This is a genomic window from Mycobacterium sp. (genome assembly GCF_965229265.1).
GTDB lineage: Bacteria > Actinomycetota > Actinomycetes > Mycobacteriales > Mycobacteriaceae > Mycobacterium.
In genome coordinates, this window is the sequence record NZ_CBDDIY010000012.1 from 194,037 (window position 1) to 218,731 (window position 24,695).

At 67.3% G+C, this 24,695-nt stretch carries 24 protein-coding genes; 5 read left to right on the plus strand and 19 right to left on the minus strand.

Annotation, left to right across the window (positions count from 1 at the left end; translation table 11 throughout):
* Positions 1-59 precede the first annotated feature (59 nt).
* On the minus strand, positions 60-2,195 hold the full coding sequence (locus ADBZ9K_RS18625; protein ID WP_526623081.1) for a 3-hydroxyacyl-CoA dehydrogenase NAD-binding domain-containing protein: 2,136 nt from the start codon (positions 2,193-2,195) through the stop codon (positions 60-62).
* A gap of 9 nt (positions 2,196-2,204) precedes the next feature.
* The gene (locus tag ADBZ9K_RS18630; RefSeq protein WP_526623083.1) at positions 2,205-3,416 is read right to left on the minus strand and encodes an acetyl-CoA C-acetyltransferase; all 1,212 of its coding nucleotides are present in this window, start codon (positions 3,414-3,416) and stop codon (positions 2,205-2,207) included.
* A 193-nt stretch (positions 3,417-3,609) separates the two neighbouring features.
* Between ADBZ9K_RS18630 and ADBZ9K_RS18635 the strand changes: the two genes are divergently transcribed.
* Together ADBZ9K_RS18635 and ADBZ9K_RS18640 are read left to right on the plus strand one after the other, a co-directional pair.
* Complete coding sequence (locus ADBZ9K_RS18635) at positions 3,610-5,118, plus strand: Hsp70 family protein (protein WP_526623085.1); 1,509 nt, start codon at positions 3,610-3,612, stop codon at positions 5,116-5,118.
* 23 nt (positions 5,119-5,141) lie between these two features.
* Positions 5,142-6,335 carry a pyridoxal phosphate-dependent aminotransferase gene (locus tag ADBZ9K_RS18640; RefSeq protein ID WP_526623087.1) on the plus strand — a complete coding sequence of 398 codons (1,194 nt, stop codon included), beginning with the start codon at positions 5,142-5,144 and terminating at the stop codon, positions 6,333-6,335.
* Here the strand turns inward: ADBZ9K_RS18640 and ADBZ9K_RS18645 are convergent.
* From ADBZ9K_RS18645 to ADBZ9K_RS18700, 12 genes are read right to left on the minus strand one after another with little or no spacing between them, the layout of a single operon-like run.
* The gene (locus tag ADBZ9K_RS18645; RefSeq protein ID WP_526624221.1) at positions 6,309-7,223 is read right to left on the minus strand and encodes an LLM class F420-dependent oxidoreductase; all 915 of its coding nucleotides are present in this window, start codon (positions 7,221-7,223) and stop codon (positions 6,309-6,311) included. The genes ADBZ9K_RS18640 and ADBZ9K_RS18645 overlap by 27 nt on opposite strands.
* A gap of 39 nt (positions 7,224-7,262) precedes the next feature.
* Positions 7,263-7,715 carry an SRPBCC family protein gene (locus ADBZ9K_RS18650; RefSeq protein WP_526623089.1) on the minus strand — a complete coding sequence of 151 codons (453 nt, stop codon included), beginning with the start codon at positions 7,713-7,715 and terminating at the stop codon, positions 7,263-7,265.
* Between the two features lie 57 nt (positions 7,716-7,772).
* Complete coding sequence (locus tag ADBZ9K_RS18655; protein ID WP_526623091.1) at positions 7,773-8,855, minus strand: CaiB/BaiF CoA transferase family protein; 1,083 nt, start codon at positions 8,853-8,855, stop codon at positions 7,773-7,775.
* Between the two features lie 14 nt (positions 8,856-8,869).
* Positions 8,870-9,313 (minus strand): SRPBCC family protein, encoded by a 444-nt coding sequence (locus tag ADBZ9K_RS18660; protein WP_526623093.1) that lies wholly within the window; start codon positions 9,311-9,313, stop codon positions 8,870-8,872.
* Between the two features lie 47 nt (positions 9,314-9,360).
* Entirely contained in the window at positions 9,361-10,818 is a 1,458-nt protein-coding gene (locus tag ADBZ9K_RS18665) for an MCE family protein (protein WP_526623095.1), read from the minus strand.
* 1 nt (position 10,819) lies between these two features.
* Positions 10,820-11,941, minus strand: coding sequence for an MCE family protein (locus tag ADBZ9K_RS18670; protein ID WP_526623097.1), 1,122 nt, complete (start codon positions 11,939-11,941; stop codon positions 10,820-10,822).
* Entirely contained in the window at positions 11,938-13,242 is a 1,305-nt protein-coding gene (locus ADBZ9K_RS18675; protein WP_526623099.1) for an MCE family protein, read from the minus strand. Before ADBZ9K_RS18675 ends, ADBZ9K_RS18670 begins: the two co-directional genes overlap by 4 nt.
* A 2-nt stretch (positions 13,243-13,244) precedes the next feature.
* A complete protein-coding gene (locus tag ADBZ9K_RS18680) occupies positions 13,245-14,588 on the minus strand; it encodes an MCE family protein (RefSeq protein WP_526623101.1) in 1,344 nt (447 codons plus the stop codon).
* Positions 14,585-15,613, minus strand: a complete 1,029-nt coding sequence (locus ADBZ9K_RS18685; RefSeq protein ID WP_526623103.1) for an MCE family protein — start codon at positions 15,611-15,613, stop codon at positions 14,585-14,587. Before ADBZ9K_RS18685 ends, ADBZ9K_RS18680 begins: the two co-directional genes overlap by 4 nt.
* Positions 15,610-16,980: an MCE family protein gene (locus tag ADBZ9K_RS18690; RefSeq protein WP_526623104.1), complete on the minus strand. Its 1,371-nt coding sequence runs from the start codon at positions 16,978-16,980 to the stop codon at positions 15,610-15,612. The genes ADBZ9K_RS18685 and ADBZ9K_RS18690 overlap by 4 nt, the downstream gene beginning before the upstream one ends.
* Positions 16,981-16,985: 5 nt before the next feature.
* Positions 16,986-17,834 carry an MlaE family ABC transporter permease gene (locus tag ADBZ9K_RS18695; RefSeq protein WP_526623105.1) on the minus strand — a complete coding sequence of 283 codons (849 nt, stop codon included), beginning with the start codon at positions 17,832-17,834 and terminating at the stop codon, positions 16,986-16,988.
* Entirely contained in the window at positions 17,831-18,559 is a 729-nt protein-coding gene (locus ADBZ9K_RS18700) for an MlaE family ABC transporter permease (RefSeq protein WP_526624223.1), read from the minus strand. The genes ADBZ9K_RS18695 and ADBZ9K_RS18700 overlap by 4 nt, the downstream gene beginning before the upstream one ends.
* A 369-nt stretch (positions 18,560-18,928) precedes the next feature.
* On the opposite strand from ADBZ9K_RS18700, the gene ADBZ9K_RS18705 reads away from it, so the two are divergent.
* Positions 18,929-19,282 (plus strand): UBP-type zinc finger domain-containing protein, encoded by a 354-nt coding sequence (locus ADBZ9K_RS18705; protein WP_526623106.1) that lies wholly within the window; start codon positions 18,929-18,931, stop codon positions 19,280-19,282.
* On the opposite strand, the gene ADBZ9K_RS18710 is transcribed toward ADBZ9K_RS18705, so the two are convergent.
* Both ADBZ9K_RS18710 and ADBZ9K_RS18715 read right to left on the minus strand, forming a co-directional pair.
* Entirely contained in the window at positions 19,165-19,587 is a 423-nt protein-coding gene (locus ADBZ9K_RS18710) for a hypothetical protein (protein ID WP_526624322.1), read from the minus strand. The two genes, ADBZ9K_RS18705 and ADBZ9K_RS18710, sit on opposite strands and share 118 nt — an antisense overlap.
* 51 nt (positions 19,588-19,638) lie before the next feature.
* The gene (locus ADBZ9K_RS18715) at positions 19,639-20,034 is read right to left on the minus strand and encodes a nuclear transport factor 2 family protein (RefSeq protein ID WP_526623107.1); all 396 of its coding nucleotides are present in this window, start codon (positions 20,032-20,034) and stop codon (positions 19,639-19,641) included.
* A gap of 69 nt (positions 20,035-20,103) precedes the next feature.
* Here ADBZ9K_RS18715 and ADBZ9K_RS18720 point away from each other — a divergent pair, with 69 nt between their 5' ends.
* Positions 20,104-21,318 carry an enhanced intracellular survival protein Eis gene (locus ADBZ9K_RS18720; protein ID WP_526624225.1) on the plus strand — a complete coding sequence of 405 codons (1,215 nt, stop codon included), beginning with the start codon at positions 20,104-20,106 and terminating at the stop codon, positions 21,316-21,318.
* Between the two features lie 4 nt (positions 21,319-21,322).
* Here the strand turns inward: ADBZ9K_RS18720 and ADBZ9K_RS18725 are convergent, their stop codons facing one another.
* Positions 21,323-21,922: a TetR/AcrR family transcriptional regulator gene (locus ADBZ9K_RS18725; protein ID WP_526623109.1), complete on the minus strand. Its 600-nt coding sequence runs from the start codon at positions 21,920-21,922 to the stop codon at positions 21,323-21,325.
* Positions 21,923-21,996: 74 nt separating this feature from the next.
* On the opposite strand from ADBZ9K_RS18725, the gene ADBZ9K_RS18730 reads away from it, so the two are divergent.
* Positions 21,997-22,485: a DUF2834 domain-containing protein gene (locus ADBZ9K_RS18730; RefSeq protein ID WP_526623110.1), complete on the plus strand. Its 489-nt coding sequence runs from the start codon at positions 21,997-21,999 to the stop codon at positions 22,483-22,485.
* On the opposite strand, the gene ADBZ9K_RS18735 is transcribed toward ADBZ9K_RS18730, so the two are convergent.
* Entirely contained in the window at positions 22,458-23,549 is a 1,092-nt protein-coding gene (locus tag ADBZ9K_RS18735; protein ID WP_526623111.1) for an alkene reductase, read from the minus strand. The two genes, ADBZ9K_RS18730 and ADBZ9K_RS18735, sit on opposite strands and share 28 nt — an antisense overlap.
* A 59-nt stretch (positions 23,550-23,608) precedes the next feature.
* Positions 23,609-24,694: an LLM class F420-dependent oxidoreductase gene (locus ADBZ9K_RS18740; protein WP_526623113.1), complete on the minus strand. Its 1,086-nt coding sequence runs from the start codon at positions 24,692-24,694 to the stop codon at positions 23,609-23,611.
* Position 24,695 lies beyond the last annotated feature (1 nt).

Genomic DNA, 24,695 nt, shown 5'->3' on the forward strand with positions numbered 1-24,695 from the left:
AGAGACGCAAAAACCCCCGAAACATTCCGTTTCGGGGGTTTTCGCGCAGAACCGCAGAACTACAGCAGCGAAGCCGGCGGGTTGAAGCGGTCGCCGTACTTGGCGGCCAGCTCCTTGGCGCGGGCCACGAAGCCGGCCTTACCGCCATGCGGGTAGCCGACGATCAGCTGCGCGGCACCACCGGTCCACGGCGGGAAGCCGATGCCCATGATCGAGCCGATGTTGGCGTCGGCGGTCGTGGTGATGACGCCCTCGTCGAAGCACTTCTGGGTTTCCAGCGCCTCGGCGAACAGCATCCGGTCGATCATGTCCTGCAGCGGCGGCTGCGAGGTACCGGAGTTGAACGTCTCCCGCAGCCCGGGCCACAGCTGGGTCCGCTTGCCGTCGACGTACTCGTAGAAACCGGCGCCGGAAAGCCTTGACGGACGGCCGATCTCGATCATCTTCTCGACGACCGCCTCGGCCGGGTGCGGTTCGTAGGTGCCGCCGGCTTCCTCGATGCCCTTGCGGCTGGCCACGGCGATCTTGTGCATCAGCTCGAGGTTGAGCTCGTCGGACAGCTGCAGCGGCGCGGCCGGGTAGCCGGCCTGCGTCCCGGCGTGCTCGATCGACGCCGGCTCGACGCCTTCGCCGAGCATCGCCAGCGCCTCGTTGACGAAAGTGCCGATGACCCGGCTGGTGTAGAAGCCGCGGCTGTCGTTGACCACGATCGGGGTCTTGCCGATGGCCAGGGTGTAGTCGAACACCCGGGCCAGCGCCTCGTCAGAAGTCTTCTCGCCCTTGATGATCTCCACCAGCGGCATCTTGTCGACCGGCGAGAAGAAGTGGATACCGATGAAGTCGTCCTGGCGCTTGACACCGCTGGCCAGCCCAGTGATGGGCAGCGTGGAGGTGTTGGAGCCCAGGATCGCGTTCGGCTCGACGATGTCCTCGATCTCCTGGAACACCTTGTGCTTGAGTTCCTGGCTCTCGAAGACGGCCTCGATGACGAAGTCGACACCGGCGAAGTCGGCCGGGTCAGCCGACGGGGTGATCCTCGCCAGCAGTGCGTCGGAGCGCTCCTTCGACGTCTTGCCGCGCTCGAGCGCCTTCGCCTCAATCTTCTCCGAGTAGGCCTTGCCCTTCTGGGCGGCCTCGATGGTGACGTCCTTGAGCACCACCTCGAAACCGGCCTTGGCCGAGACGTAGGCGATGCCGGCACCCATCATGCCCGCACCCAGCACGCCGATCTTGGTGATCGGGGTCTTGCCGATGCCCTCGGGCCGCGAGCCACCGGAGTTGATGGTCTGCAGGTCGAAGAAGAACGCCTGGATCATATTCTTGGCGATCGGACCGGTGACCAGCTCGGTGAAGTAGCGGCTCTCGATGCGGGTGGCGGTCTCGAAGTCGACCTGGGCACCCTCGATAGCGGCGGCCAGGATGTTGCGGGGGGCCGGCATGGGCGCGCCCTTGAGCTGCTTGCGCAGCAGCGACGGGAACGACGGCAGGATGGCCGCCAGCGCCGGGCTGGCCGGGGTGCCGCCGGGCATCTTGTAGCCCTTGGCATCCCACGGCTGGGTGTGTGCGTCGGGGTTGGCCTTGATCCACGCCTTGGCGGCCGGAACCAGTTCCTCGACGCTGCCGACGAGTTCGTCGACCAGGCCGTTGTCCTTGGCCTGGGCCGGACGGAACCGGGTGCCCTGGCTCAGCACGTTGACGAACGCGTTCTGGATGCCCAGCATCCGCACGGTCCGGGCGACACCGCCGCCGCCGGGCAGCAGGCCCAGGGTGACCTCGGGCAGGCCAATCTGAACGCCCTTGACGTCGGCGACGATCCGCCGGTGACAGGCCAGCGCGATCTCCAGGCCGCCACCGAGGGCAGCGCCGTTGATGGCCGCGACGACGGGCACTCCGAGGGTCTCCAGGGCACGCAGGTCGGCCTTGATGTCCTCGACCTCGGCGAAGATCTCACCGGCGTTCTCCGGACCGGCGTTGATCATGCTCTTGAGGTCACCGCCGGCGAAGAAGGTCTTCTTGCCGCTGGTGAGTACCACGCCGGTGATCGAATCCTTCTCGGCGACAAGGCGTTGCACAGCGTTGTGCATCGATTCCTTGTAGTGCTCGTTCATCACGTTGGCCGAGCCGGTGGGGTCGTCCAGCGTCAGGGTGACGATGCCGTCGGCATCCTTGTCCCACGCAATGGTGTTCTCTGCCATGGTTATTCCTTAAACCCTCTCGATGATGGTGGCCACGCCCATGCCGCCGCCGATGCACAGCGTGATCAGGGCGCGCTTGGCGCCGCGGCGCTCGAGCTCGTCGACCATGGTTCCGGTGATCATGGCGCCGGTGGCGCCCAGCGGGTGGCCCATCGCGATGGCGCCACCGTTGACGTTGAGCTTCTCGCTGGGGATGTTGAGGTCCTTCTGGAACTTCAGCACCACCGACGCGAACGCCTCGTTCAGCTCGAACAGGTCGATGTCGTCGACGGTGAGCCCGGCGCGGTCGAGCACCTTCTGGGTGGCCGGCGTCGGGCCGGTCAGCATGATGGTGGCGTCGGCGCCGGTGGTGGCGGTGGCCACCACGCGCGCCCGCGGGGTGAGGCCGCTGACCTTCCCCGCTTTTTCGCTGCCGACCAGCACCAGCGCGGCACCGTCGACGATGCCCGAGCTGTTACCGCCGGTGTGGACGTGGTTGATCTTCTCCACCCAGTGATACTTCTGCAGCGCCACGTCGTCGAACCCGGCCATGGCGGCCAGGGCTTCGAAGGCCGGCTTCAGCTTGCCGAGGCTTTCCACCGTCGTGCCGGGGCGCATGTGCTCGTCGTGGTCGAGGATCAGCAGCCCGTTCTGGTCCTTGACCGGGACCACAGACTTGGCGAAGTACCCGCCCGACCAGGCCGCGGCGGCGCGCTCCTGGGACTGCGCGGCGTAGGCGTCCACGTCGTCGCGGGAGAATCCCTCGATGGTGGCGATCAGGTCGGCACCGATGCCCTGCGGGGCGATGTAGTTGTCGAAGGTGAACGGCACGTCGGTGAACATCGCGCCACCGTCGGAGCCCATCGGAACGCGGCTCATCGACTCGACGCCGCCGGCCAGCACCATGTCGTCCCAGCCGGAGCGCACCTTCTGGGCGGCGGTGTTGACGGCCTCGAGGCCCGAGGCGCAGAACCGGTTGAGCTGCACGCCACCGACGGTGTCGGGCATGCCGGCGGCCAGCACCGCGGTGCGGGCGATGTCGCCGCCCTGGTCCCCGACCGGGGAGACGCAGCCCAGGATGACGTCGCTGATCAGGCTCTCGTCGAGGTCGGGGAACCGCGAGCGCAGCTCCTCGATCAGCCCGACGACCAGGCTCAGCGGCTTGACCTCGGTGAGCGAGCCGCCTCGCTGCTTGCCGCGAGGCGTGCGGATGGCCTCGTAGATGAAGGCTTCTTCGGACATGGTTTGTTGCCCCTTCTGTCCTTTTCGGAGTGTTTGGGTCCGGCTCCAGGGAGCCTAGTCCTCTAAAGTTGCACCCTAACAGCCCGCTCGGCCAACCTGTTGGTTGGGCGCCTGAACTGCGCCGACAGGCCCGTGTGGCGGCTCGGCTTCGCCCCCGGCGCGGAGCCGTGCGGAGTCCTAGACTCGGGGCTACATGAGACTGGGAATCGACTTCGGCACCACGCACACGGTCGCGGCGGTCGTCGACAGGGGCAACTACCCCGTCGTCTCGTTCGACGGGGTCGACGCATGGCCGTCGTTGATCGCCGCCAGCACCGACGGCAAGCTGCGCTTCGGCCTTGATGCCGCCGCGGTGCGCCACACCCCGGGCTGGTCGGTGCTGCGTTCGGTCAAGCGCCTGCTCGACGACGCCGGGCCGGACACCGAGGTGTATCTGGCCGGCCACCGCTACCCGCTGCCCGAGTTGCTCAGCGGCTTCCTGGCCCAGCTGCGCAGTGATCTGTACCGCCGCTCCAATGCCGGGTTGCCGAAACGAGAACGTGTCGAGGCCGCGATCAGCGTGCCGGCCAATGCGTCCAGCGCGCAGCGGTTCCTGACGCTGGACGCGTTCACCAGGGCCGGGTTCGACGTGGTGGCGCTGCTCAACGAGCCGTCGGCGGCCGGATTCGAGTACGCGCACCGGTATCGCTCGACGATCACCGCCAAACGCGAGTACGTCCTGATCTACGACCTCGGCGGGGGAACCTTCGACGCCTCGCTGCTGAAGATGACCGGAACCCGCAACGAGGTGGTCACCAGTCAGGGCATCCGCCATCTCGGCGGTGACGATTTCGACGAGGCGATCCTCGAGTTGGTTCTCCAGGGCGCGGGATGCGGCGCCATCGACGATGCCGCCCGGGAGGCGCTGCTGGAGGAGTGCACGGCCCGTAAGGAGTCGATCGGCCCCAACACCCGCCGTTTCCTCGCCGACCTCTCGATGGTCGGTCAGCCGACCTTCTCCTGCGGGGTGGACGAGGTGTACGGCGCCTGCGCGCCCCTGGTGCAGCGGACGGTCGACATCCTGGCCAGCGTCCTGCGCGACCCGGTTCGCGACAGCGCGCTGGACTGGTCCGAGGTGGCGGGAATCTATGTCGTCGGCGGGGCGGGCAACTTCCCGCTCGTGAGCCGGATGCTACGGGCCGCCTTCGGCGACAAGCGGGTCAAACGGTCCCCACATCCGTTCGCCGCGACCGCCATCGGCCTGGCCGGGTTCCTGGACAAGGAGGCCGGATACACGTTGTCCGAGCGGCTCTCCCGCCATCTGGGCGTGTTCCGTGAGGCGCAGACCGGCACCGACGTCGTGTTCGATCCGATCCTGCCCAAGGACACCACCCTGCCGGCCGAGGGCGAACAACCGCTGGTCATCACCCGGACCTATCGTGCGGCCCACAACATCGGCCGGTTCCGCTTCGTCGAGTGCAGCCAGATCGTCGACGGCCGGCCCGACGGTGACGTGACGCCGTACGCGCCGGTGCTGTTTCCCTTCGACCCGGACCTCCACGGCGACAAGCAGCTGGCCCGGCGTCCGGTCATCCGATGGGACGCCGCACCGGAGGTGGAGGAGCGCTACCTCATCACCCCCAGCGGCGCGGTGGAGGTCTCGCTGACCACCCGGCCCGACGGCTTCACCCGCCGCTTTCGCCTGGCGCGGGGAGCGGCGTAGGCACCGCCACCTACGCTCGGCACATGACGGGATCGACGGTCCAACGCCTGCAGCCCTACGCGATCAACATCTTCGCCGCGATGTCGGCGCTGGCTGCGCGCCTCGACGCGGTCAATCTGGGCCAAGGGTTCCCCGACGAGGATGGTCCGCCGGCGATGCTGGAAGCGGCGCGCAACGCCATCGCCGACGGGGTCAACCAGTACCCGCCGGGGCCGGGCATCGCCGCCCTGCGTGAGGCCATCGCCGCGCAACGCCGGCGCCGGTACGGGATGGAGTTCGACCCGCAGGACGGGGTGCTGGTCACCGTTGGTGCCTCCGAGGCGATCGCCGCCGCGGTGCTGGGCCTGGTCGAGCCCGGCTCGGAGGTCCTGCTGATCGAGCCGGCGTTCGACACCTACGCCCCCGTGATCGCAATGGCCGGCTCGCGGCACGTTCCGGTGCCGTTGGTGCCCAACGGCACCGGTTTCGCCCTCGACGTCGACGCGTTGCGCGCCGCGGTGACGCCCAGGACGCGGGCCCTGATCGTGAACTCCCCGCACAACCCGACCGGCACGGTGCTCACCGACGCCGAGTTGCGGGACCTGGCGGCCTTCGCGGTTGAGGCCGACCTGCTGGTGATCACCGACGAGGTGTACGAGCACCTGGTCTTTGACGGCAAACAGCACCTGCCGCTGGCGGCCTACCCCGGCATGGCAGCGCGCACCGTGACGATCTCGAGTGCGGCCAAGATGTTCAACTGCACCGGATGGAAGATCGGTTGGGCTTGCGGCACACCGGAACTCGTCGCCGGCGTGCGGGCGGCCAAGCAATACCTCAGCTACGTGGGCGGAGCACCCTTCCAGCCCGCCGTGGCCTACGCGCTCAACCACGAGCAGGCGTGGGTCAGCGCTCTGCGCGACTCACTGCAGGCCAAACGGGACACGCTGGCCGCGGCGCTGACCGACTTGGGCTTCGGGGTGCATGACAGCGCGGGTACCTACTTCTTGTGCGCCGACCCGCGACCGCTCGGCTACTCCGACAGCAGCTCGTTCTGCGCCGAGCTGCCGGTCAAGGCGGGGGTGGCCGCGATACCGATGTCGGCGTTCTGCGATCCGGGGACCCCGCACGCGGCGGCATGGAAACACCTGGTGCGCTTCGCTTTCTGCAAGCGGGCCGACACCATGGACGAGGCGATCCGCCGCCTGGCGGTGCTACAGGGCGGCCGCGACCTCCCATAGCGCATTCGGCGGACCGGTCTGTGACCGCAGCGGGCTCAGCACAACGTCGGTCGCGCCGGCGTCGAGGTAGGCCCGCAGCTGGCGCAACACCGACTCGGCCGGGCCGACCGCCGCAAGATCTGCCACGCTGTCGACGCCTTCGCGGGCGATCACCTTCTGATACGACGGGATCGCGGTGTAGAAGCCGAGCTCCTCGGCTGCCGCCGCACGCCCGGCCGGCTCGTCGTCGGTGACCAGGACCGGAACCGCGGCGATGATACGGGGCCGCGGTCGGCCCGCCTCCTGAGCGGCCGTATCGATGGCCGGGGCGATGAACTCGCCGATGGTGCGCGGTCCGGCCAGGTAGGGCAACGTCCCGTCGGCCAGCTCCCCGGTGACCGCGAGCGCCTTGGGGCCCATCGCCGCCACATATATCGGCACCGGGCTGCCGCCGGGCACCCGGACGTCCCACTCCGGATTCGCCGACAACTCGGTCCCGTGGAAATGCACTGTGCCGCTGTCGAATATCGAGCGCAGCACGGTGAGGTGCTCTCGGAGCCGGGTGATGGTGTTGGGCCATGACCGCCCGAAGGCGCCCCGTTCGGGTTCGTGGGCCCCGAGTCCGAGGCCCAGGCTGAAGTTCCCGTGGCTGGCCGCCTGCGCGGTCTGCGCCAGTGCGGCGACGATCAGCGGGTGGCGGGGATTGAGCGGCACCACCGAGGTGCCCACGCCCAGCCCGGGCACCGCGGCGCCGACAACCCCGGCCAGCGCGATGGCATCGAGGTCGAATCGTTGGGCGAACCAGGCCTGCCGCACGCCCAGGGCATACGCCCGCCGGGCCTGGTCGATGACATCGTCCACGGCGTTGGCCGCATCGGGATTCGGGTTCAGCACCACTCCGGTCGTCATACCGGAGGCAACACGGGCCGGGTCGCGGCGCATTCCGATCTATTCGAGCTGAGACGAATCCTTGCCGTCGAGAACGTAACGGCGTAGTCCCTCCGTCGCGGCGTGCAGCACCGTCTTCTTGGCGTGCTTGATCAGGAAGTGCGGCAGCGGCGCGGACGGTTCGAGGGTGATGTCGAAACGCACCCGGGTTCCCTCTCCCTCGGGTCGCAGGGTGTACTCGACGTGCTGGGCGTGCTGTTGCGCGGTGCGGTCGGCGTCCCAGACCACCCAGTCCCGCCCCCAGTGGTATTCGAGGATCTCGTGGTCCACCAGTCCCAGCACCTTGATGGTGACCTTGACGCGGCGTGGCCGGCCGTCGTCGTAGCGATCGACGACATGGACGTGTTTGTGGACCGAGGACCACGTCGGCGCCGCCTCGACATCGGCGAGCGCGTCGAGGATGGCCTCCGGCGGGGCGTCGATCACAATCTCCCGCGATGCCCGTACCGCCACACCAGCAAACCTAGTGACCCAACGAGGCTGCGGGTGGGCTTTGCGTTATCTGGTGCGCTACCAACCGATCTCGTCGACCGGTGTGGTGGCCTGTGGTGGCGGGCCGACCGGTCCTGCGGCGCTGCGGGAGAACCTCGGCGCGGGCGCGGCCTGCTGAGTGCCGTCGACGTCGATGACGGTGTGCCGGGCCAGCAGGTGCTCGTTGGAGGCGGCCTCGGTCCAGCTGAGCACCGGCGTGACGCAGGCGTCGGTCCCGGCGAAGACGGCGGTCCATTCGTCGCGGGTTCTGCTCGCGAACCGCTCGGCGAAGATCCGCCGTAGCTCTGGATAGCGGTCGCGGTCGGCCTGGCTCGGCACCTCGTCGGCCGACAGGCCCAGACCAGCCAGCAACTGCGCGAAGAACTGCGGCTCGATCGAGCCGACCGCCATGTACCTGCCATCGGCGGTGGCATAGGTGCCGTAGAACGGCGCGCCGCCGTCGAGCATGAAGGACTCCCGCTCGTCGGACAGGGAGCCGGTGGACTTCATGGTCCACATCATCTGCGCCAAGATGCTGACGCCGTCGACCATCGCCGCGTCGATCACCTGGCCTGCATCGGACTTCTCGCGCTCGTAGAGGGCGGCGAGGATGCCGAGCACCACCAGCATGGAGCCCCCGCCGAAGTCGGCGACCAGGTTCAGCGGGGCGACCGGGGGGCGGTCCCGAAATCCGATTGCGTTGAGCGCCCCGGTCTGGGACAGGTAGTTGATGTCGTGGCCGGCGGTCGAGGCCAGGGGCCCGTCCTGCCCCCACCCGGTCATCCGGGCGAAGATCAGTCGCGGGTTGACCACCGTGCACTCGTCCGGCCCGATACCGAGCCGTTCGCAGGTGCCGGGCCGGAAACAGTCCAGTACGACGTCGGCTTTGGCCGCCAGGTCGAGCAACATCCCGGGCTGCGACTTCACGTCGAGGTCGACGATCCGCTTTCCGCGGTGCATGAGGTCGACGCTCTCGGCCGGCATCGTCATTCCGCCGGCCGGCCTGCGCACCCGCACCACATCCGCACCGAGGTCGGCCAGGATCATCCCGGCGTGCGGCCCGGGCCCGATACCGCCCAGTTCGATTACTCTCACCCCGGCCAGGGGTCCGGTATTCGTCACGGGCGTAAGGTAACTCAGCCGCCCTTCTTGACCTTCAGCACCTGCTTGCGCAGCCCGTCGGTGGCGGTTTCCATTGCTCCCTTGATGGTGCGCTTGACCACGAAGCCGGGCAGCGGCACCGCCAGGTCGATGGACAAGTCGAACCGCAGCTTGGTCTTGTCACCGTCGGGAGTCAGCGTGTACTTGGCGTCCTGCGAGCGCAGCTGGCCGGCCTTGACCAGCGTCCAGCTCACCTCGTTGTCGGCCCAGGTGTACTCGACGATCTGTTCGTCGGTCAGGCCGGCGGCCTTGATCTTCATCTTGACCGTGCGGGGTCTGCCGTCGTCGTAGGCATCCACGACTTCGGCGCTCTGATACTGCGGCGACCAGCTGGGTGCCGACTCGACGTCGGCGATCACATCGAGGACCTCGTCGGGGCTTGCCTCGATCACAACCTCGCGGGAATCTTTGACTGCCATGGCGTGACCATAGCGAGGCAGCCCGCCCCCGCGGGACGGATTGACCGTTACGAACCCGGCGGCGCCAGCATCGACTGCCACGTCTTGTTGCCGGGGTGGGCCAGATCGCCCTGGGTGTAGCGCTTGCCGTCCGGGCCGACGTAGTCGCCGGTGGCGGGGTCGTACGGCACGAACGCCACCGGGGGCGGCGCGGTGCCGGTGCCCTGCGGCGGTGGCAGCCGCGGGTCCATGCCGGGCGGGTACTGCGGCACACCCTGTCCGGAGAACGTCGCGTTGGGGTCGCCCTTCCAGTTGAACCCGTCGCCCAGCGGTACGTAGGTCTCGTCGCTTTCGCACATCTCCACCGTCGGAGCACGCTTGCCCGGCTTGGTTTCGCACGGGATGTTGCGCACCCCACGGACATTCATGTCGGAGTCTTGCGGGATCCGGCAGTACAAGTCGCCAGCGGGCCGCTCCGGGTAGTCCACGTCGGACGGGGAACGCTGCTGTTGGACGGGAAGGAAACCGGCGTTGCAGGGCGGCGGAAGGTTGAGGTTGAGGTTGAAGTCCAGATAGATGCCCCGGTAGGACTGCTTCACCCCGGAATCGGCGACCGCGATCGCCGACATCACAGCCGTCCCCTGGGGGAACAGAACCAGAAGCTGCTCGATGTCGTTGTTGTAGGCCACCGCGATGTCACCGAGGCTGACCAGGTTGGCCAGCAGCACGGGCAGGGCCGGAGCGACCCGGTTGAACAGTGCGGTGCCCTCGTCCAGCGCGGGTCCGCCGACGGTGAGCAGGTCGCCAAGAGCTGCGTCCTGCGCCTTGAACTGGCCGGTGATCGAGGCCATGTGCGCCGCCCAGGATGCGATCGAATCTGCGCTGCGCACTTGGGAGTTGAGCACGGCGGGCGACTGGTCGATCAACTGGGTCAGCGGGTCGACGGTTTTTCCGCCCTCGATCGCCAGCGCCGTCGATCCGTCGACGATGCGGGACAATTCGGGTCCGAGCCCGCCGACGGCTTTGGCAGCTTCGTCGACGACGGTGCGCAGATCATCGGGCGGGATTGCGGCGAGTGCCCGGTTGGTGGCGTCGAGCAGGCCCCCGATGTCCGGCGGGATCTGGACCTCCCCGACGGGGATGACGTCTCCGTCGCGGAGCTTGGCACCCGCACCGGGCTCGGGGGTGAGCTCGAGAAACTGTTCCCCGACCGCGGATCGGCTGTGCACCGCGGCCCTGACCGGCGCCGGAATCGGGGTCGCGGAATTCAGGGTCAGGACGGCGCGGACGCCGTCGCGGGTGACGTCGATCGCCGTGACCCGGCCGACCTCGGTGCCGCGATAGGTCACCACCGATGTCTCGTAAAGCCCGCCCGACGCGGGCAGATCGACGGTGACGGTATAGCGGCCGATCCCGAGCAACGCCGGGACGTTGACGAAGCCGAATGCCATCACACCGACCGCGACGATGGTGATGGCCGCAAGGATCCCCAACTGGGTCCAGATCGGGCGGGACAGGCGCAGCATGTCAGTACCCCCCGAAATGGTAGGGGGCGATCAACGGGTTGCCGGCGGTGTACGGGCTCGGCATCTGGCCGATGGTTCGGCCCCACTGCATCTCGAGCTCGGTGAGGTTACCCTCCCACCTCGTCCCGGTGAACAGGCCGCTGTCGATCCGGCTCAAGGTCAGATCGATGACGAGGGTGATGTTGGCGAAATCGCCGCGGAACCAGTTGGGGATGGTGCTTTTCACCCACGGGTACGTTGACAGGAAGTCCAGCCCCTTGGTGAGTGCGGGTCCTGCGTTGGCAAGTTCGCGCAGCACGGGCGCTATATTTCGCAGGTTGTCCACGAGCGAGTCTTTGGTCTGGTTGACCGTCGAGGTCGCGATGGCCCCGAACTTCCCCAGCGCGTCGATCGCGTTCGCCAGCTTGGTGCGCGAGTCGGCGAGCACCGCTAGCGCCTGCGGGATGGTGGTCAGCGCCTTGTCCACGGTCTGGTCCTTGGCGGCGACCTGCCCGGCCAGCGAGTTCAGCTTTTCGGTGGCGGTGATGATGTCGTCGGTTTGCGCGTTGAGCTGCGAGATGAAGGTGTCCAGCTGGGTCAGCAGACTGCGCATGTCGTTCTCGCGGCCCGCCAAGGCTTTGGCGAACGCCTGGTTGATCTCCTGGAGCTGTCCCAGGCCGCCGCCGTTGAGCAGAACCGACACTGACGCCAACGTCTGCTCGGTGGTCGGATAGGCGCTGGCCCTCGACAGCGGAATGAGTGCGCCGTCTTTGAGTTCCCCCTGCGGCGCTTCGTCGGTGGGCGGTGCCAGTTCGATGTGCTGGGACCCCAACAGGCTGGTCTGCCCGACCTTGGCGGTGCTGTTGGCCGGCAGGTGTACCTCGCCGTCGATGCGCATGGTGACCAGGGCGTGCCAGTCCTGTACCTCGATCTTGGTGACATTGCCGACGTTGACGTCGGCGACCCGAACCCGGGTGTTCTGCTGGATGGTGACCACATCGGGCAACTGGGCCTGGACGGTGTACGAACCGTCGCCACCACCAGCGGTACCCGGCAGGCTCAACGAATTCAGGCCGCGCCACTCGCATCCCGGGATCGCCGACAGGCAGGCGGCAACGAGCGCCGCGGCCAGCACGCGTCTCACGGGGTGCCCCCGGGGACCATCAGTCCCTGCAGTCCCTGGTTGGGATCGGTGACAGTCGCCGGCGGAGCATCGGCAGCCAGCACGGCGGCCGGATCGCTCGGCGCGGCAGGCACCTGCGGCGGTAGGTGCGGATTCAACCGGTCTTCGCTGTAGGTGATTTCGTTGGGTCGTGCCGCAGTCCCGACGAACGGATTGACCCCGAGCGGCGGGTAGTTGTACTGCCGGTTCTTGATGATCGGCGCCAGATACTGGACGCACAACTTCGACGATTGTTCCCAACCCTCGCGTGAGGCGGACTGGATTGCACTGCAGATGAATTGAACGGTGTCGGCGAAGCTCACCGGGGCGAGGATGCCCGAGATCGCGCTTTGGGCGGGCTGGTAGATGTTGGTGAAGTTCGAAAACACCGACGGCGCGATGTGTAGCACCTGCTTGACGTCGCCACGGCTGTCGTTCAGCGCCGTGGTGATCGCATTGAGGTGGTCGAAGGTGACACCGAGACCCTCCCGGTTCTCGGCGACGAAACCCCGTAGGTCGTTGACCGCGCCGTCGAGCCCACGGGTCGCATCGGCCACCTCGCCGGGCGTATCGGAGAGCACCGTGCTCACGTCGGCCAGGTTCGTATTGAACGCGGCAAGCAGATCGCTGCTGGAGGACAGGGCCGATACCAGCAGCTGGAGGTTGCGCACCGTGCTGAAGATGTCGGTGCTGTGGTCGCCGAGCGCCGAAACCGCCTGGGACAGTTTGATGACCGTGTCGCGTGCGGTGTCGCCTTCACCGCGCAGGTTGTCCGCGGCGGTGTTGACGAACTGGCCCAACGCGCTAGGGCCACCCGGCGTGGTGGGCTGCAGGGAGTCGGTGAGCTTCTCCAGCTGCCGACGCAGGTCGTCCCATTCGACCGGAACGGCGGTGCGCTCCAGCGGAATCGTCGCACCATCGGCCAGTTTCGGCCCGCTCGAATATGCCGGCACGAGTTGGACCGCGCGCGCGGACACCAGCGACGGTGACAGAATCGCCGCCTGCACGTCGGCGGGCACGGGGTACTGCTTGTCAACGGAGAAGGTCACCTTCGCGGCGTTGGGCTGCGGCTCGATCGCCTCGATTGTTCCGACCGCGACACCCAGGATGCGGACCTCGTCGCCGGTGTAGAGACCGTTGGTGTTGGTGAAGTAGGCGATGTAGGTGTTCCTGGCGACGCGGTGTCCCCACGGTGTGGCCACCAGGGTGATGGCCACGGCCAGCACGGCCAGCAGGCTGACCGCGGTGCCGATCTGTACGGCACGCCGATGTCGGGTGAGCATTGTCAGTTCCCCTCGTCGACGGGTGCCAGGTCGGGCGGCACCGGTGGAATGGTCGGCGGCGGAAGTTCGCCCGGCGCCGGCGCCAGTGCGGGCGGTCCCGGTGGCGGCCCACCCGGCGGCGGTGCCGGGAGGGGCTCACGGTAGGGGTACCGGCCGGGGAACTGGGCTGGCAGGTTGGGGTCGGCGTTGCCCGTAATCGCTTCAGGCAGAGTCATAGTGGGATCCCCACCCTGTCCCGTCCGGGGGTAGGGCACCGGCAGCGGCGGGGTGGCCGGCTGGCCGATGCCGGGGTCGACGAGTTGCGACGGCACTTTCACGTTGGGGTCAAGGCCAAGGTCGGAGAACGCCGCGTCGATGAACGGCTGGGAGAACTGGCCGGGCGCCAGGTTGACCACCGAGGCCTTGAAAAACGGCCCCGAGCCCAGCACTTCACCGAACGACATCGCATACCGCCGAAGCAGATACAGCGTGCGCTGTAGTTCTTTTTTTCGGTTGTCCAGGATCGCCAGCACACCGTTGAGCTTGTCCACTGCGGGCTTGAGCTGTGTCCTGTTGTCGGCGACGAGACCGGAGATCTGCGTGGAAACCGCGGTGAGGTTGCCCATCAGAGCGTCGACAGATTGACGTTGCGAAAGCAACTCGGCCAGCAGGGCGTTCGCATTGACCACCAGCCGGGCGATCTGATCGCTTCGCTTCGCCAGTACGGCGGTGACCTTGTTGGCATTGGCCAACAGGTCACGCAGTTTGGCATCGCGGTTGTTGAGGGTGTCGGAGAATCGGGCCACGCCCTCCAACGCGATCTTCAGATCGGGCGGGGTGTCTTTGAAGGTATCCGCCAATGTCGTGAGCGCAGAGGACAGCCCGGTGGTGTCCAGGGCACTGATGGTGGTGGTCAAATCACCGAGGGCGGACGGCAGATCGTAGGGCGAGCGGGTCCGTTCCAGCGGAATGGGCCCCGCCAGCGCGCCGTCGCCGCGGGGGGTCAGTTCGAGAAACTTTGTGCCAAGCACTGTTTCGGTCTTGATCGCGGCCTCAGTCCGCTCCCCGAGGTCGACGCCGTCGCGGACGGTGAAGTCAACCAGAACCTTCGTCCCGTCCAGGCGGACGTCGGACACCCGGCCCACCCCGAGGCCAGACACCCGTACGTCGCTGCCGGGTTTGATGCCGCCGGCCTCGGCGAAATATGCCGAATAGTCGGAGGTTCCCTTGATGAACGGGAGTTTGTCGTAGGAGAAGACCGCGACAACCAGCGCGACGAGAACGAGCACGCCGACGGCACCGACCGTCGCCCGGTTACGCTCGGCCAGCGGCTTGATCGTGGGCTTCTTGATCGCGATTCGTGTCATTTGGGTGCGCACCGTCCCGTGTCTTGGCCCGCGAGTTTGACGAACACCGGTTGGCCGCCTTTGCCGTTGACCTTGAGAATCGCATCGCAGAGATAGAAGCCGAAGTAGTCGCCGTACAAGCCGTTGCGGGCCAGCACCTGATAGGCGTCGGGAAGGGTCTTCACGAGGTCGTCGACGTAGTCGTGGTCAGCCACCACCTGGCCGGCGAACCGATCGGTCTGGGTCACGGTTTCCTTGATGGGCTGGCGTGCGACGGTCAGCAGGTCGGCGACGGAGGCCGCCGCGGCGTTGATGTAGGCCACACCGTTGGTGATGTCGGTCTTGCGGTCGGTCAGGCCCTGGACGAGCTGCGACAGTGTGTCCAACCCCGTGGCGAATTGATCGTCGCGAGCGGCGAAGGTGCCCAGCACGGTATTCAGGTTGGTGATGACCTGGCCGATGAGCTCATCACGGCCGGCCAGCGTCGCGGTCAGCGCCGAGGTCTGGGCCAGGACCGACGATATGGTGCCGCCCTGGCCCTGGAACACCTGCAGAAGCTGGCTCGACAGCGCGTTGACCTGATCGGGGTCCAGCGCTCGAAACAGCGGTCGGAACCCGCCGATGAGCGCGTCGACGTCGAGCGCGGGTGAGGTTCGTGCCAACGGAATCGTCTGCCCCGGCTGGAGTTTCCGCACTGACCCCGGCCCGTCTTCGAGTGCGAGGTAGCGGTCGCCGATCAGATTCTCATAGCGCACCGCTGCCCTGGTGCCCTCGGTGAGCTGCAGTCCCTTGTCGACGGCGAAGTCGACGGTGACGGTGCCGTCCTTGTGCAGGACCATGTCGGTGACCTTGCCGACCTCGACGCCGGCGATGCGGACGAAGTTGCCGCCTTTGAGGCCCGACACGTTGGTGAACACGGCGCTGTAGGACGCTCGCGAATCGAATCGGAACTGGCCGAACACCGTGACCAGGATGAACGTGAATACCAGGCACATCGTGGTGAAGAGCGCCACGCGCGTGGCGACGCGGATGGTTCTCGATCTCATGGTTGCCCCTCACTCGGCGGTGGCGGTGGCCCCGACGGTGGCGGGTAGAGCGGTGTTCCGTCTGGCGCGTACTCCGGCGCGCCGTAGGGGGGCGCTCCGGGGTAGGGCGGCGCGGGGCCCGGTGCCGGGCCGCCCGGGTAGCGGATCTTCGGCGCTTCCGGTACTCCCTTGGTCGCCGGGAACCAGTTGCCGAAGCCGGGGAAGCCGATACCCGGATTAGGTCGGATGTCGAGTCCGGTGCCGAACCCGGTGTCGGTGACGAGGTACTTGACCGGGAAGTTCTTGCTGGCGTCGGGCAGCGAGCCGCAGCTGGGCTTGCCGCCGGGACCGCCCTTGGCGTTGACGATCGGCAGGTTGTCGGGATAGCGGTACGGGTCGTCACCGGCCAGCAGCGCGGCGTCCATGATGACAGATTTACCGTTGCCGCCCAGCGCATCTCGGCCACCGTGATCGAGGAACCATTGAGCTCCCTGGAACAGGCAGGCGTAGGTCGGTGAGTACTTGGCGAACAGGGCGGTGGTCGGGTCGAGAATATTCATCGCCCGCACCAGGTTCGGCTGGTTCGCTCCGATGGTGTTGATACCCGAATCGGAGAATCCGACCGCGGAGAGCAGCAGTTGGTCGAGTGCTTGCGCGTGTGTGGTGATCGTCGTGCTCGTCGTGGAGAACGAGTCCAGGATCGACAGGATGTTCTGGGCCGCATCCGAATACGCCTGCGCGGTCTGGCCGAACAACTGCCAGTCCCGCTGGACGGTCGGCATCCTCGGGTTCACCGCGAGCAGCACCGTGTTCGCGCTGGTGATCGCCTGCCCGATGCGATCGCCCTTGCCGCGCACCGATTCAGCCACCGCGGTCAGCACCGAGTTCAGCTTCGCCGGGTCGATCGCGTGGACCACCGCCTGCAGGTTCTCGAACACGGTGTTGACCTCGACGGTCACGTTGCGTGGACGAAGCACCGCACCGGGTTCGAGCGGACCGGTGCCGGCACCGCCCTCAGGGATGATGAGGTCGACGTACTTGGCGCCGAATGCGGTGCTGGACTTGATCTCCGCCTCGACATTGCTCGGCAGGAACTGGAACGGTCCCGGGTCGATCTTCAGGTTCAGTGTCGACAGGTTGGTCCCATCCACGCCGCGGTCGGAGCCGATGGAGGTGACCTGCCCGATCTGGACGCCGCGCAGCTTGACCTTCGCACCGTTCTCCATCACCAGTCCGGCCCGGTCGGAGACCAGCGTGAGCGGAACGGATTTGCGCAGGGCCCCGGAGAACAGCAGGGCGGTCAGGGTGGTCAGCGCCGCGATGATGAGAATCAGCACCGGGGCCCACCAGATCGGGTCGATCGTGGCCTGCCGGGATCTGTTGGCCATTCACCTCACCCCGACAGATGGAAGTTGCCGGACTGGCCGTAGACGGACAGCGTGATGGTCAACAGGATGAAAACTCCCGCGGTGATCGAGGTACGGACCGCGCGGCCGACCGCTTCGCCCACGCCGGCCGGCCCCCCGGTGGCCGTATAGCCGTAGTAGGTGTGGATCGCCATGACCGCGGCCGCCATCGCCAGTGCCTCCACGAAGGACCACAGCAGGTCGGTCGGGTGCAGGAACGTGGAGAAGTAGTGGTCGTAGACGCCGCGGGACTGGCCGTAGATGATCGTCGTCCCGAACCGGGTGGCCAGGAACGACATCAAGACGGCGACGGTGTAGATCGGGATGACCGCGATGATCCCCGCGACGATTCGGGTCGATGCGAGGTAGGTGATGGCCCGGATGCCCATCACCTCGAGCGCGTCGATCTCCTCGTTAATGCGCATGGCACCCAGTTGCGCCGTCGCGCCGGCCCCGATGGTCGCGGCCAGCGCCACCCCGGCGGTCGCCGGGGCGATGAACCTGACGTTGAGGAAGGCCCCGAGGAATCCGGTGAGGGCTTCGATACCGACGTTGGAGAGGGTGTTGTAGCCCTGCACGGCGATCAGGGCGCCGGTGGACAGCGTGAGGAAGCCGACGATGACGACGGTGCCGCCGATGACGGCGAGGGCCCCGGTGCCCATGCCCATCACCGCGATCAACCGCAACACCTCGGCCGGATAGCGCCGGATGGCGTCGCCGACGGAGGCGAGCGCATTGCCGTAGAACGCGGTCTGTTCGCCCAGCTTTCGGGTCGATTCGACAGCCCGATTCAGTATCTCGGCGCCGCGCGGGGCCTCTTCCGCCTGTGGCGTCACGGCGCCACCTTCACGCCGAACGCGGTGGCCAAGATGTTGATCAGGAACAAGGCCATGAAGGCGAACACCACGGTTTCGTTGACCGCATTGCCGACTGCGGTCGGACCGCCGCCGACGGACAGCCCTTTGTAACAGGCGATCAGGCCAGCCGAGAGACCGAAGAGTAGCGCTTTGACCAGCGACACGATCACCTGCGGCAGGCCGGTCAGCAACGTCATTCCCGCCACGAATGCCCCTGGCGTGACGTGCTGGACGAACACCACGAAGAAGTAGCTTCCCGCCAGCCCGACGACGGCGACGACCGAATAGAGCATCAGCGCAACGAAGGTCGCCGCGATCACGCGTGGAACCACCAGTGCTTGAACCGGATTGACGCCGATGACCTTCATCGCGTCGATTTCCTCGCGGATGGTGCGGGCACCCAGGTCGGCGCACATCGCGGTCGAACCCGCACCAGAGACGACGATCGCGGTGACCACGGGCCCCACCTGCGTGACCGACGCCAGCGCAGCCCCCGCACCGGCCAGATCGCCGGCGCCGACCTCCAGCAGAACGATGTTGAGCGTGAAGACGATCAGCACCGTGTAGGGAATCGACAGCACCAGCGTCGGCACGATCGACACCCGGGCCACGAACCAGATCTGATCCAGCAGTTCCCGCCAGGCGAACGGACGGCGGAAGGTGGCGGCGAAGGTCTCACCGACGAGGACGACGAAGTCCCCAATGGAGAAGACCGGTTTGGACCACGCGGCACCCTTCACGGCCGGCCACCGAGGACTCGCGCCACGCGGCTACCCCCATCGCCGAGAGTGCTGCAGCGGTGACGAGCGGCGAAGCGCGGACTGCGGCGTTATCGCCGCGCCGCGCATGCACCCCTCAGTGGATCCCACATGCAGTCCTCTCGTCGACAAGCTTGGGCCGGACGCTAAGAGGACGGTGGTTAGCTGTCAACGCATCGCAGTGCGCAGACGAGGCCATCACTACCCGAAACCGGCTGGTGGTACCAACGGGTTTGGTTTCGCTCAGACGGATTAAATCGGGTCGAGCCGAAATCTTGGCCGGGCCCCGCCTCGGGCGACGGTAGTGTCGTCCGCATGGGCGAAGCGGTGGATCCGTCGGTTGCGCCGAGTGGGACCGGATGCGTCGAATGCGACGCGGCCGGAGGGTGGTGGGTGCACCTGCGCCGGTGCGCCGCCTGCGGCCACATCGGGTGTTGCGACGATTCGTTGATGCGGCACGCCGCCGCCCATTGGCGCTCCAGTGGGCATCCGATCATCCGGTCGTTCGAGCCCGGCGAGGACTGGTTCTGGGACTACGACACCAACCAGTACTACGACGGGCCGGATCTGGCTCCGCCGGAGAGCCGGCCGGCCGAGGAGACCGTTCCGGGTCCGCGCGGCCGGGTGCCCACCGACTGGGCGGAGATCCTGCGCAGTCGCGCCGATTGAGTTAGCGCGTCGGGGGCGCCGCGGCGGCGCACGCTGACCGTGGCGCAGACGCCGTCTCGCGCGCTGAACGGCTGCAGCGCATCGTCGTCCACCACGACGCGCTTTTTGCGCAGGACTGAACGGCTGCACGCGACGAACGGGACCGGTGAGGCGGCGACGTCCACGGCGATCTGCACCGAGTCATCGAAGCGTGTTCCCAGCTCGGCCGGCTCGAAGTACACGAGGTAGCGGATGGTGAACAGCCAGGTGCCGTCACGACGTCGTTCCCCGCGAACGATCAGGGAGTCGTCACCGATCCTCGCCATGCATTAGATAGTGCGCCGATCGGTGCGCGATGTGCGGAAGCACACGCCGAGCTATCCCGCGAGTCCGGCGGCGTGCATCTCCTTGCCGAACTCGACGGCCATCTTCTCGGCGAAGGCGTTGACCGCCTTCAGGGGTCGCAACATCACGGTGAACTCGTCGATGAGGCCGTCGTCGCCGGTGTGCAGGAAGTCGCAGCCGTTGATGTCGAGGTCACCGACCTTGGCGGTGAACACCAGCGCGTGATCGGGTGATCCGTCCGCGCCGATCTCACGCACGTAGGTGAGGTCGGCGAAGACCCGGGACACCGCGCGCAGGATGACGGCCACCGTGTCCCGGCCCTGGTACGGCTTGTGCGCGATCGGGCTGCGGAAGACGACGTCCTCGGCGAACAGGGCGGGCAGTGCCTCGAAGTCGCCGGCTTCAACGGCGGCGCGGAACGCATGCATGCCGCCAGCATGCCATCTCGCGGAAATAGGAATGCGGTCCATGGCGCGATGTGACAGCGTCGAGGCGTGATTCGGCCGATCTCCCTGCCCAAGGATGTGACGCTGCGCAGCGCCGGCGACGACGACTGGCCGGCGATGAGGCGGCTGGCGGCGACCGCATTCGGCTCGTTTCGCGACCCGGACACCGTGAACGCGTGGCGGGCGATGACGCCGCCAGAAAGCATCGTGCTGGCCTGCGACGGTGCGGATGTCGTGGGGATGTCGATGGCGGTGGACCTGGAGTTGACGGTGCCCGGCGGCCGGCTGCTGCCGATGGCCGGTGTCACCTGGGTGGCGGTCGCACCCACCCACCGGCGCCGCGGCCTGCTGCGCGCGATGCTCACCGAGCTGCACCGGCGGATCGCCGATGCGCAGTACCCGATCCTGGGGCTACTTGCCAGCGAGGCCACCATCTACGGCCGGTTCGGCTACGGCCCGGCCACCATCGAGAACACGCTGCGCGTGGACCGGCGCGCGGCGCAGATGCACCCCGGCGTCCCGCGGCTCGGCGGGGTCCGGATCGTCGACCCCGCCGAGCACCGCGACGCGCTGGCCGACATCTACGAGCGCTGGCGGCGAAACACGCCAGGCGGGTTGCCCACCCCGACGGTGTTGTGGGATGACGTCCTGGCCGACCGCGAATCCGGACGGCACGGTGGCAGTCAGCTTTTCACGCTCCTGCACCCCGACGGCTTCGCGATGTACCGCACCCACATCACCGAAGCCGCCAGGGCGGTGGAGATCACCGAGTTCACCGCCGTCACCAACACCGCCCGCATCGCCCTGTGGCAGGCGCTCCTCGGGCTGGACCTGATCGAGACCATCACGGTCGACACCTACCCCGAAGACCCGCTGCCCTACCTGCTCACCGATCCGCGGCGGGCCCGCGTGGTCGGCAGCGAAGACGCGCTGTGGCTGCGAATCGCCGATATACCAACAGTTTTGGAAGCCCGCGCGTATTCGGGTGATGTGATGCTCACCGTGGAGGTGTCCGACGACGAGCTCGGCGGCGGCGGACGGTTCGACCTGTCCGTCCGCGGCGGGCGGGCGCGCTGCACACCCAGTGGGGCCACCCCCGACGTGCACCTGGACCTGTCCGCGCTGGGCAGTATCTATCTCGGCGTCCACCGAGCGTCGGCATTGGCGGCCGCGCACCGGCTCCGGTGTGACGACCCCAGCCTGCTCGCCGACCTCGATCTCGCGTTCGCCTCCGAGGTTCCCGCCGAGCTGGGGTACGGGTTCTGACGCGCTAGTCGGCGATGATGCCCTCGCGCAGCGACTCCAGCGCGGCTCGACACAGCCGGGCCAGTTCGGCCAGCGAATTGTCCTCGCCGACCATCCATAGTTCCATCGCGCCGAACACCGCCGCGGCGATGCAGCGCGCCGTCACGATCGCGCGCAGCCGCTCGTCGGGAGTGGTCGGTGTGGAACTCTTCGAGAGCTGGTCGACGATCGCGTCGGCGAAATCGGCTTCCACCTGTCGGGTGTGCCGGACGATGCGGCCGGGGTCGAGCTCTTTTGCCCGCAGCGCCGCGATCTGGGCGACCGCGTCGGGGTCGTACGGCGAGGCATCGATCGCCGACTGCACCGACTCGATGATCGACTCCCCCGGCGAGCGATCCTGCAGTGCGGCCCGGAACCACTCGAGGCCGGCGTCGTAGTCGGCGAACAGCAGCTCGTGTTTGGAGGTGAAGTGTCGGTAGAACGTGCGCAGTGAGACACCGGCGTCCGCGGCGATCTGCTCGGCGGAGGTGTCCTCGACGCCCTGAGCAAGGAAGCGCACCAGGGCGGCACGCCGCAGGGCGTCCCGGGTGCGCTCGCTGCGCGCCGTCTGTGCAGGCCGGACCACGGGGTAAACCTACCGCACCAGGATTTGTCAAAATTGACAAAAGGTGTGCCGGTCTTCACTAGAGTTGCGAAGCCATGACGCTCATCGTTCATGCCGTCCTGGCCGTCCTCGTCATCGGGTGGATCATCGGATCCAATCCGGCGATCTTCCGCCGGCCGGCCACCGGTCCCGCATTCAGCGCACTGGAGATCGTCTACTACGTGGTGGGTATCGCCTCGATCGCGCTGGGCTGGTACTTCAACATCCAGTTCGTACGCGAGTTCGCCGACGGCACCGGCAATGTGTTCACCGGCGCGGGGAGCTGGTGGCAGTTCATCACACTCGGCTATGACAATCCGGCAGCGGCATCGGCCAGCCAGGACTACACCATCGGCAATGTCATTCTGCTGCCGCTGTTCACGATCGTCGACGGCTACCGGCGCGGAATCCGCAGGCCCTGGCTGTATTTCGTGTCAAGCCTGTTCACCAGTTTCGCATTCGCCTGGGCTTTCTATCTGGCCACCGTGGAACGCCAACGGATGCAAGAGAAGTCGCGTCAGGCGATCGGCGCCAGCGTCGGGTAGTCAATGTAGCCGGCGGGCCCCGGCGAATAGAACGTGTCCACGTCGGCCTCGGTCAGCTCGGCGCCTTGGCGCAGCCGGTCGATGAGGTCCGGGTTGGCCAAGTACGCCCGGCCGACCGCGGCCGCGCTGATGACACCCCAGTCCGCGAGGTTCTCCAGCTCGCAGAAGCTCGTCTCGACCTCGCGGCCGGTGTTGAGCACGAACGGCCCCGGCCACAGGGCACGCAGCGCGCCGAACTCGGCACTGTCCGGGTTGACCAGAACGTGCAGGTATGCCAACCGCAGTGGCGCAATCCGTTGCAGCAGCGCCTCGTAAGCCGACGTGGTGTCGACCTCACGGACGTCGCCGGCGGAGTTGCCGGGCGAGATCCGCACCCCGACGCGCCCCACCCCGATCTCGTCGGCCACCGCCTCGACCACCTCGGCCGTCAGCCGGGCCCGGTTCTCCGCAGAGCCGCCGTACCGGTCGGTGCGGGTATTGGTCGCGTCGGCCAGGAACTGGTGCAGCAGATAGCCGTTGGCGGAATGGATCTCGACACCATCGAGTCCCGCGTCGACGGCACGACGCGCGGCAGAGCGGAATTGGGCAACCACGGCGGCGATCTCAGCGGTGTCCAGTGCCCGCGGCACCGGCAAGGGCTTCTTGCCCGACGGCGTATGGGCCGACATGTTCGCCGCAATCGCCGAAGGCGCCACCGACTCGGCGCCATTGATGTCGGGGTGCGCCATCCGGCCGACATGCCAGATCTGCATGAACATCAGGCCGTCCTGGGCATGGACGGCGGCGGCAACCTCGGCCCACTTCTCCTGGTGCGCATCGGTGTAGATGCCGGGGGTGTTGCCGTAGGCTCCGTTGCCCACCTGTGAAACCGCTGTTGCCTCGGTGATGATCAGCCCTGCCGACGCACGCTGGGCGTAGTACTCGACCTGCAGATCGCTGGGAGTGCCGTCGGCCTGTGCGCGCGAACGGGTCAACGGAGCCATGAACAGCCGGTTCCGGGCGGTGTTCGCCCCGATGGTGATCGGTTGGAGCAGGGCGGCGTCATCGGTCAGGGTGAACGTCATGCTTGCCTCAAGCATGTTCGGGTGCCGATTCATTCCCTACCCGCCGTCATCCTGTCCTTTCAGGTACCGCTCTCCGGTGGTGGCAGGTGTTGGTTCCGTCCCCGAGCATGGGTAGTTGGGGTGGGGCGCACTTCGTCCAGGAAGGTGCGGATTGTCGCCTCGGACGCCGATGCGGGCAGCCCGACCATCACCCGGTCGATGATGCCGTCGCATCGCGTCCTCAGTGCGGCAGCCAATCGGTCGACCGGCGCGACGACCGCGAACGTCGCCAGGATCTCGTCATCGATGAGGGTGGCCATCGTGTCCCACTGGCCCTCGAGCGATAGTCGGTGCAACTCGGTCTGCAGATCGCCCCACCCGTGCAGGTCCAGGACCTTGCGGTATGCCGGCGTCGAGGCGTAGAAGGCGATCTGCTTGCGGGCGCGGGCCGCGGCCGCGGCGAGCTCCGGCTCGTCGCTTCCGGTGACCACGAATACCGGTGCCATCACCTGGAACTCATCCCGCGAGCGGCCGGACGTGGCCATCCCCCGGCGCAACGCCGGAAGGGTCACCTCGTCGAAGTACCGCTTGGTGGTGAAGGCGTGCGCGATCAGGCCGTCGGCGACCTCACCGCACTTCTGGGTCATCAGCTCACCGACCGCGGCGATGAAGACCTTCGGCGTGCCGAAGGGCTGCGGTTCGGGAGTGAACATCGGCGTCATGAGCCGATGGCTGTAGAAGTCGCCCTCGAAGCTGAGCTTGGTGCCGCCCAGCCAGCTGTCCCAGATCGCGTGCAGCGCAACCACGAACTCACCCATCCGTTGCACCGGATGGCTCCACGGCATGCTGAACCGCTTCTCGATGTGCGGCTTGATCTGGGTACCCAGCCCCAACATTAGCCGCCCCTGCGAGTACTCCTGCAGATCCCACCCAACGTTGGCCACTGTCATGGGATTTCGGGCGAATGCCACCGCGATGCCGGTGCCGAGTTCGACGTTCGAGGTGTGCTCAGCGGCCAGTGTCAGCGGAAGGAACGGATCGTGGTTGATCTCCGCGGTCCAGCAGCCGTCGTACCCGAGCCGCTCGGCGTCCCGGGCCGCGTCGGCGACCCCGGCGAGCCTGCTCATGATCCCTCGGTCGACCTTGAGTTTGCCGACCTCGCGCATG

Excerpts from the sequence above, each read along its gene's own strand:
- ADBZ9K_RS18625 (WP_526623081.1), bottom strand. The coding sequence starts at position 2,195 with ATGGCAGAGAACACCATTGCGTGGGACAAGGATGCCGACGGCATCGTC.
- ADBZ9K_RS18630 (WP_526623083.1), bottom strand. The coding sequence starts at position 3,416 with ATGTCCGAAGAAGCCTTCATCTACGAGGCCATCCGCACGCCTCGCGGC.
- ADBZ9K_RS18635 (WP_526623085.1), top strand. The coding sequence starts at position 3,610 with ATGAGACTGGGAATCGACTTCGGCACCACGCACACGGTCGCGGCGGTC.
- ADBZ9K_RS18640 (WP_526623087.1), top strand. The coding sequence starts at position 5,142 with ATGACGGGATCGACGGTCCAACGCCTGCAGCCCTACGCGATCAACATC.
- ADBZ9K_RS18645 (WP_526624221.1), bottom strand. The coding sequence starts at position 7,223 with ATGACGACCGGAGTGGTGCTGAACCCGAATCCCGATGCGGCCAACGCC.
- ADBZ9K_RS18660 (WP_526623093.1), bottom strand. The coding sequence starts at position 9,313 with ATGGCAGTCAAAGATTCCCGCGAGGTTGTGATCGAGGCAAGCCCCGAC.
- ADBZ9K_RS18665 (WP_526623095.1), bottom strand. The coding sequence starts at position 10,818 with ATGCTGCGCCTGTCCCGCCCGATCTGGACCCAGTTGGGGATCCTTGCG.
- ADBZ9K_RS18675 (WP_526623099.1), bottom strand. The coding sequence starts at position 13,242 with ATGCTCACCCGACATCGGCGTGCCGTACAGATCGGCACCGCGGTCAGC.
- ADBZ9K_RS18680 (WP_526623101.1), bottom strand. The coding sequence starts at position 14,588 with ATGACACGAATCGCGATCAAGAAGCCCACGATCAAGCCGCTGGCCGAG.
- ADBZ9K_RS18685 (WP_526623103.1), bottom strand. The coding sequence starts at position 15,613 with ATGAGATCGAGAACCATCCGCGTCGCCACGCGCGTGGCGCTCTTCACC.
- ADBZ9K_RS18690 (WP_526623104.1), bottom strand. The coding sequence starts at position 16,980 with ATGGCCAACAGATCCCGGCAGGCCACGATCGACCCGATCTGGTGGGCC.
- ADBZ9K_RS18705 (WP_526623106.1), top strand. The coding sequence starts at position 18,929 with ATGGGCGAAGCGGTGGATCCGTCGGTTGCGCCGAGTGGGACCGGATGC.
- ADBZ9K_RS18710 (WP_526624322.1), bottom strand. The coding sequence starts at position 19,587 with ATGGCGAGGATCGGTGACGACTCCCTGATCGTTCGCGGGGAACGACGT.
- ADBZ9K_RS18715 (WP_526623107.1), bottom strand. The coding sequence starts at position 20,034 with ATGCATGCGTTCCGCGCCGCCGTTGAAGCCGGCGACTTCGAGGCACTG.
- ADBZ9K_RS18730 (WP_526623110.1), top strand. The coding sequence starts at position 21,997 with ATGACGCTCATCGTTCATGCCGTCCTGGCCGTCCTCGTCATCGGGTGG.
- ADBZ9K_RS18735 (WP_526623111.1), bottom strand. The coding sequence starts at position 23,549 with ATGACGTTCACCCTGACCGATGACGCCGCCCTGCTCCAACCGATCACC.
- ADBZ9K_RS18740 (WP_526623113.1), bottom strand. The coding sequence starts at position 24,694 with ATGCGCGAGGTCGGCAAACTCAAGGTCGACCGAGGGATCATGAGCAGG.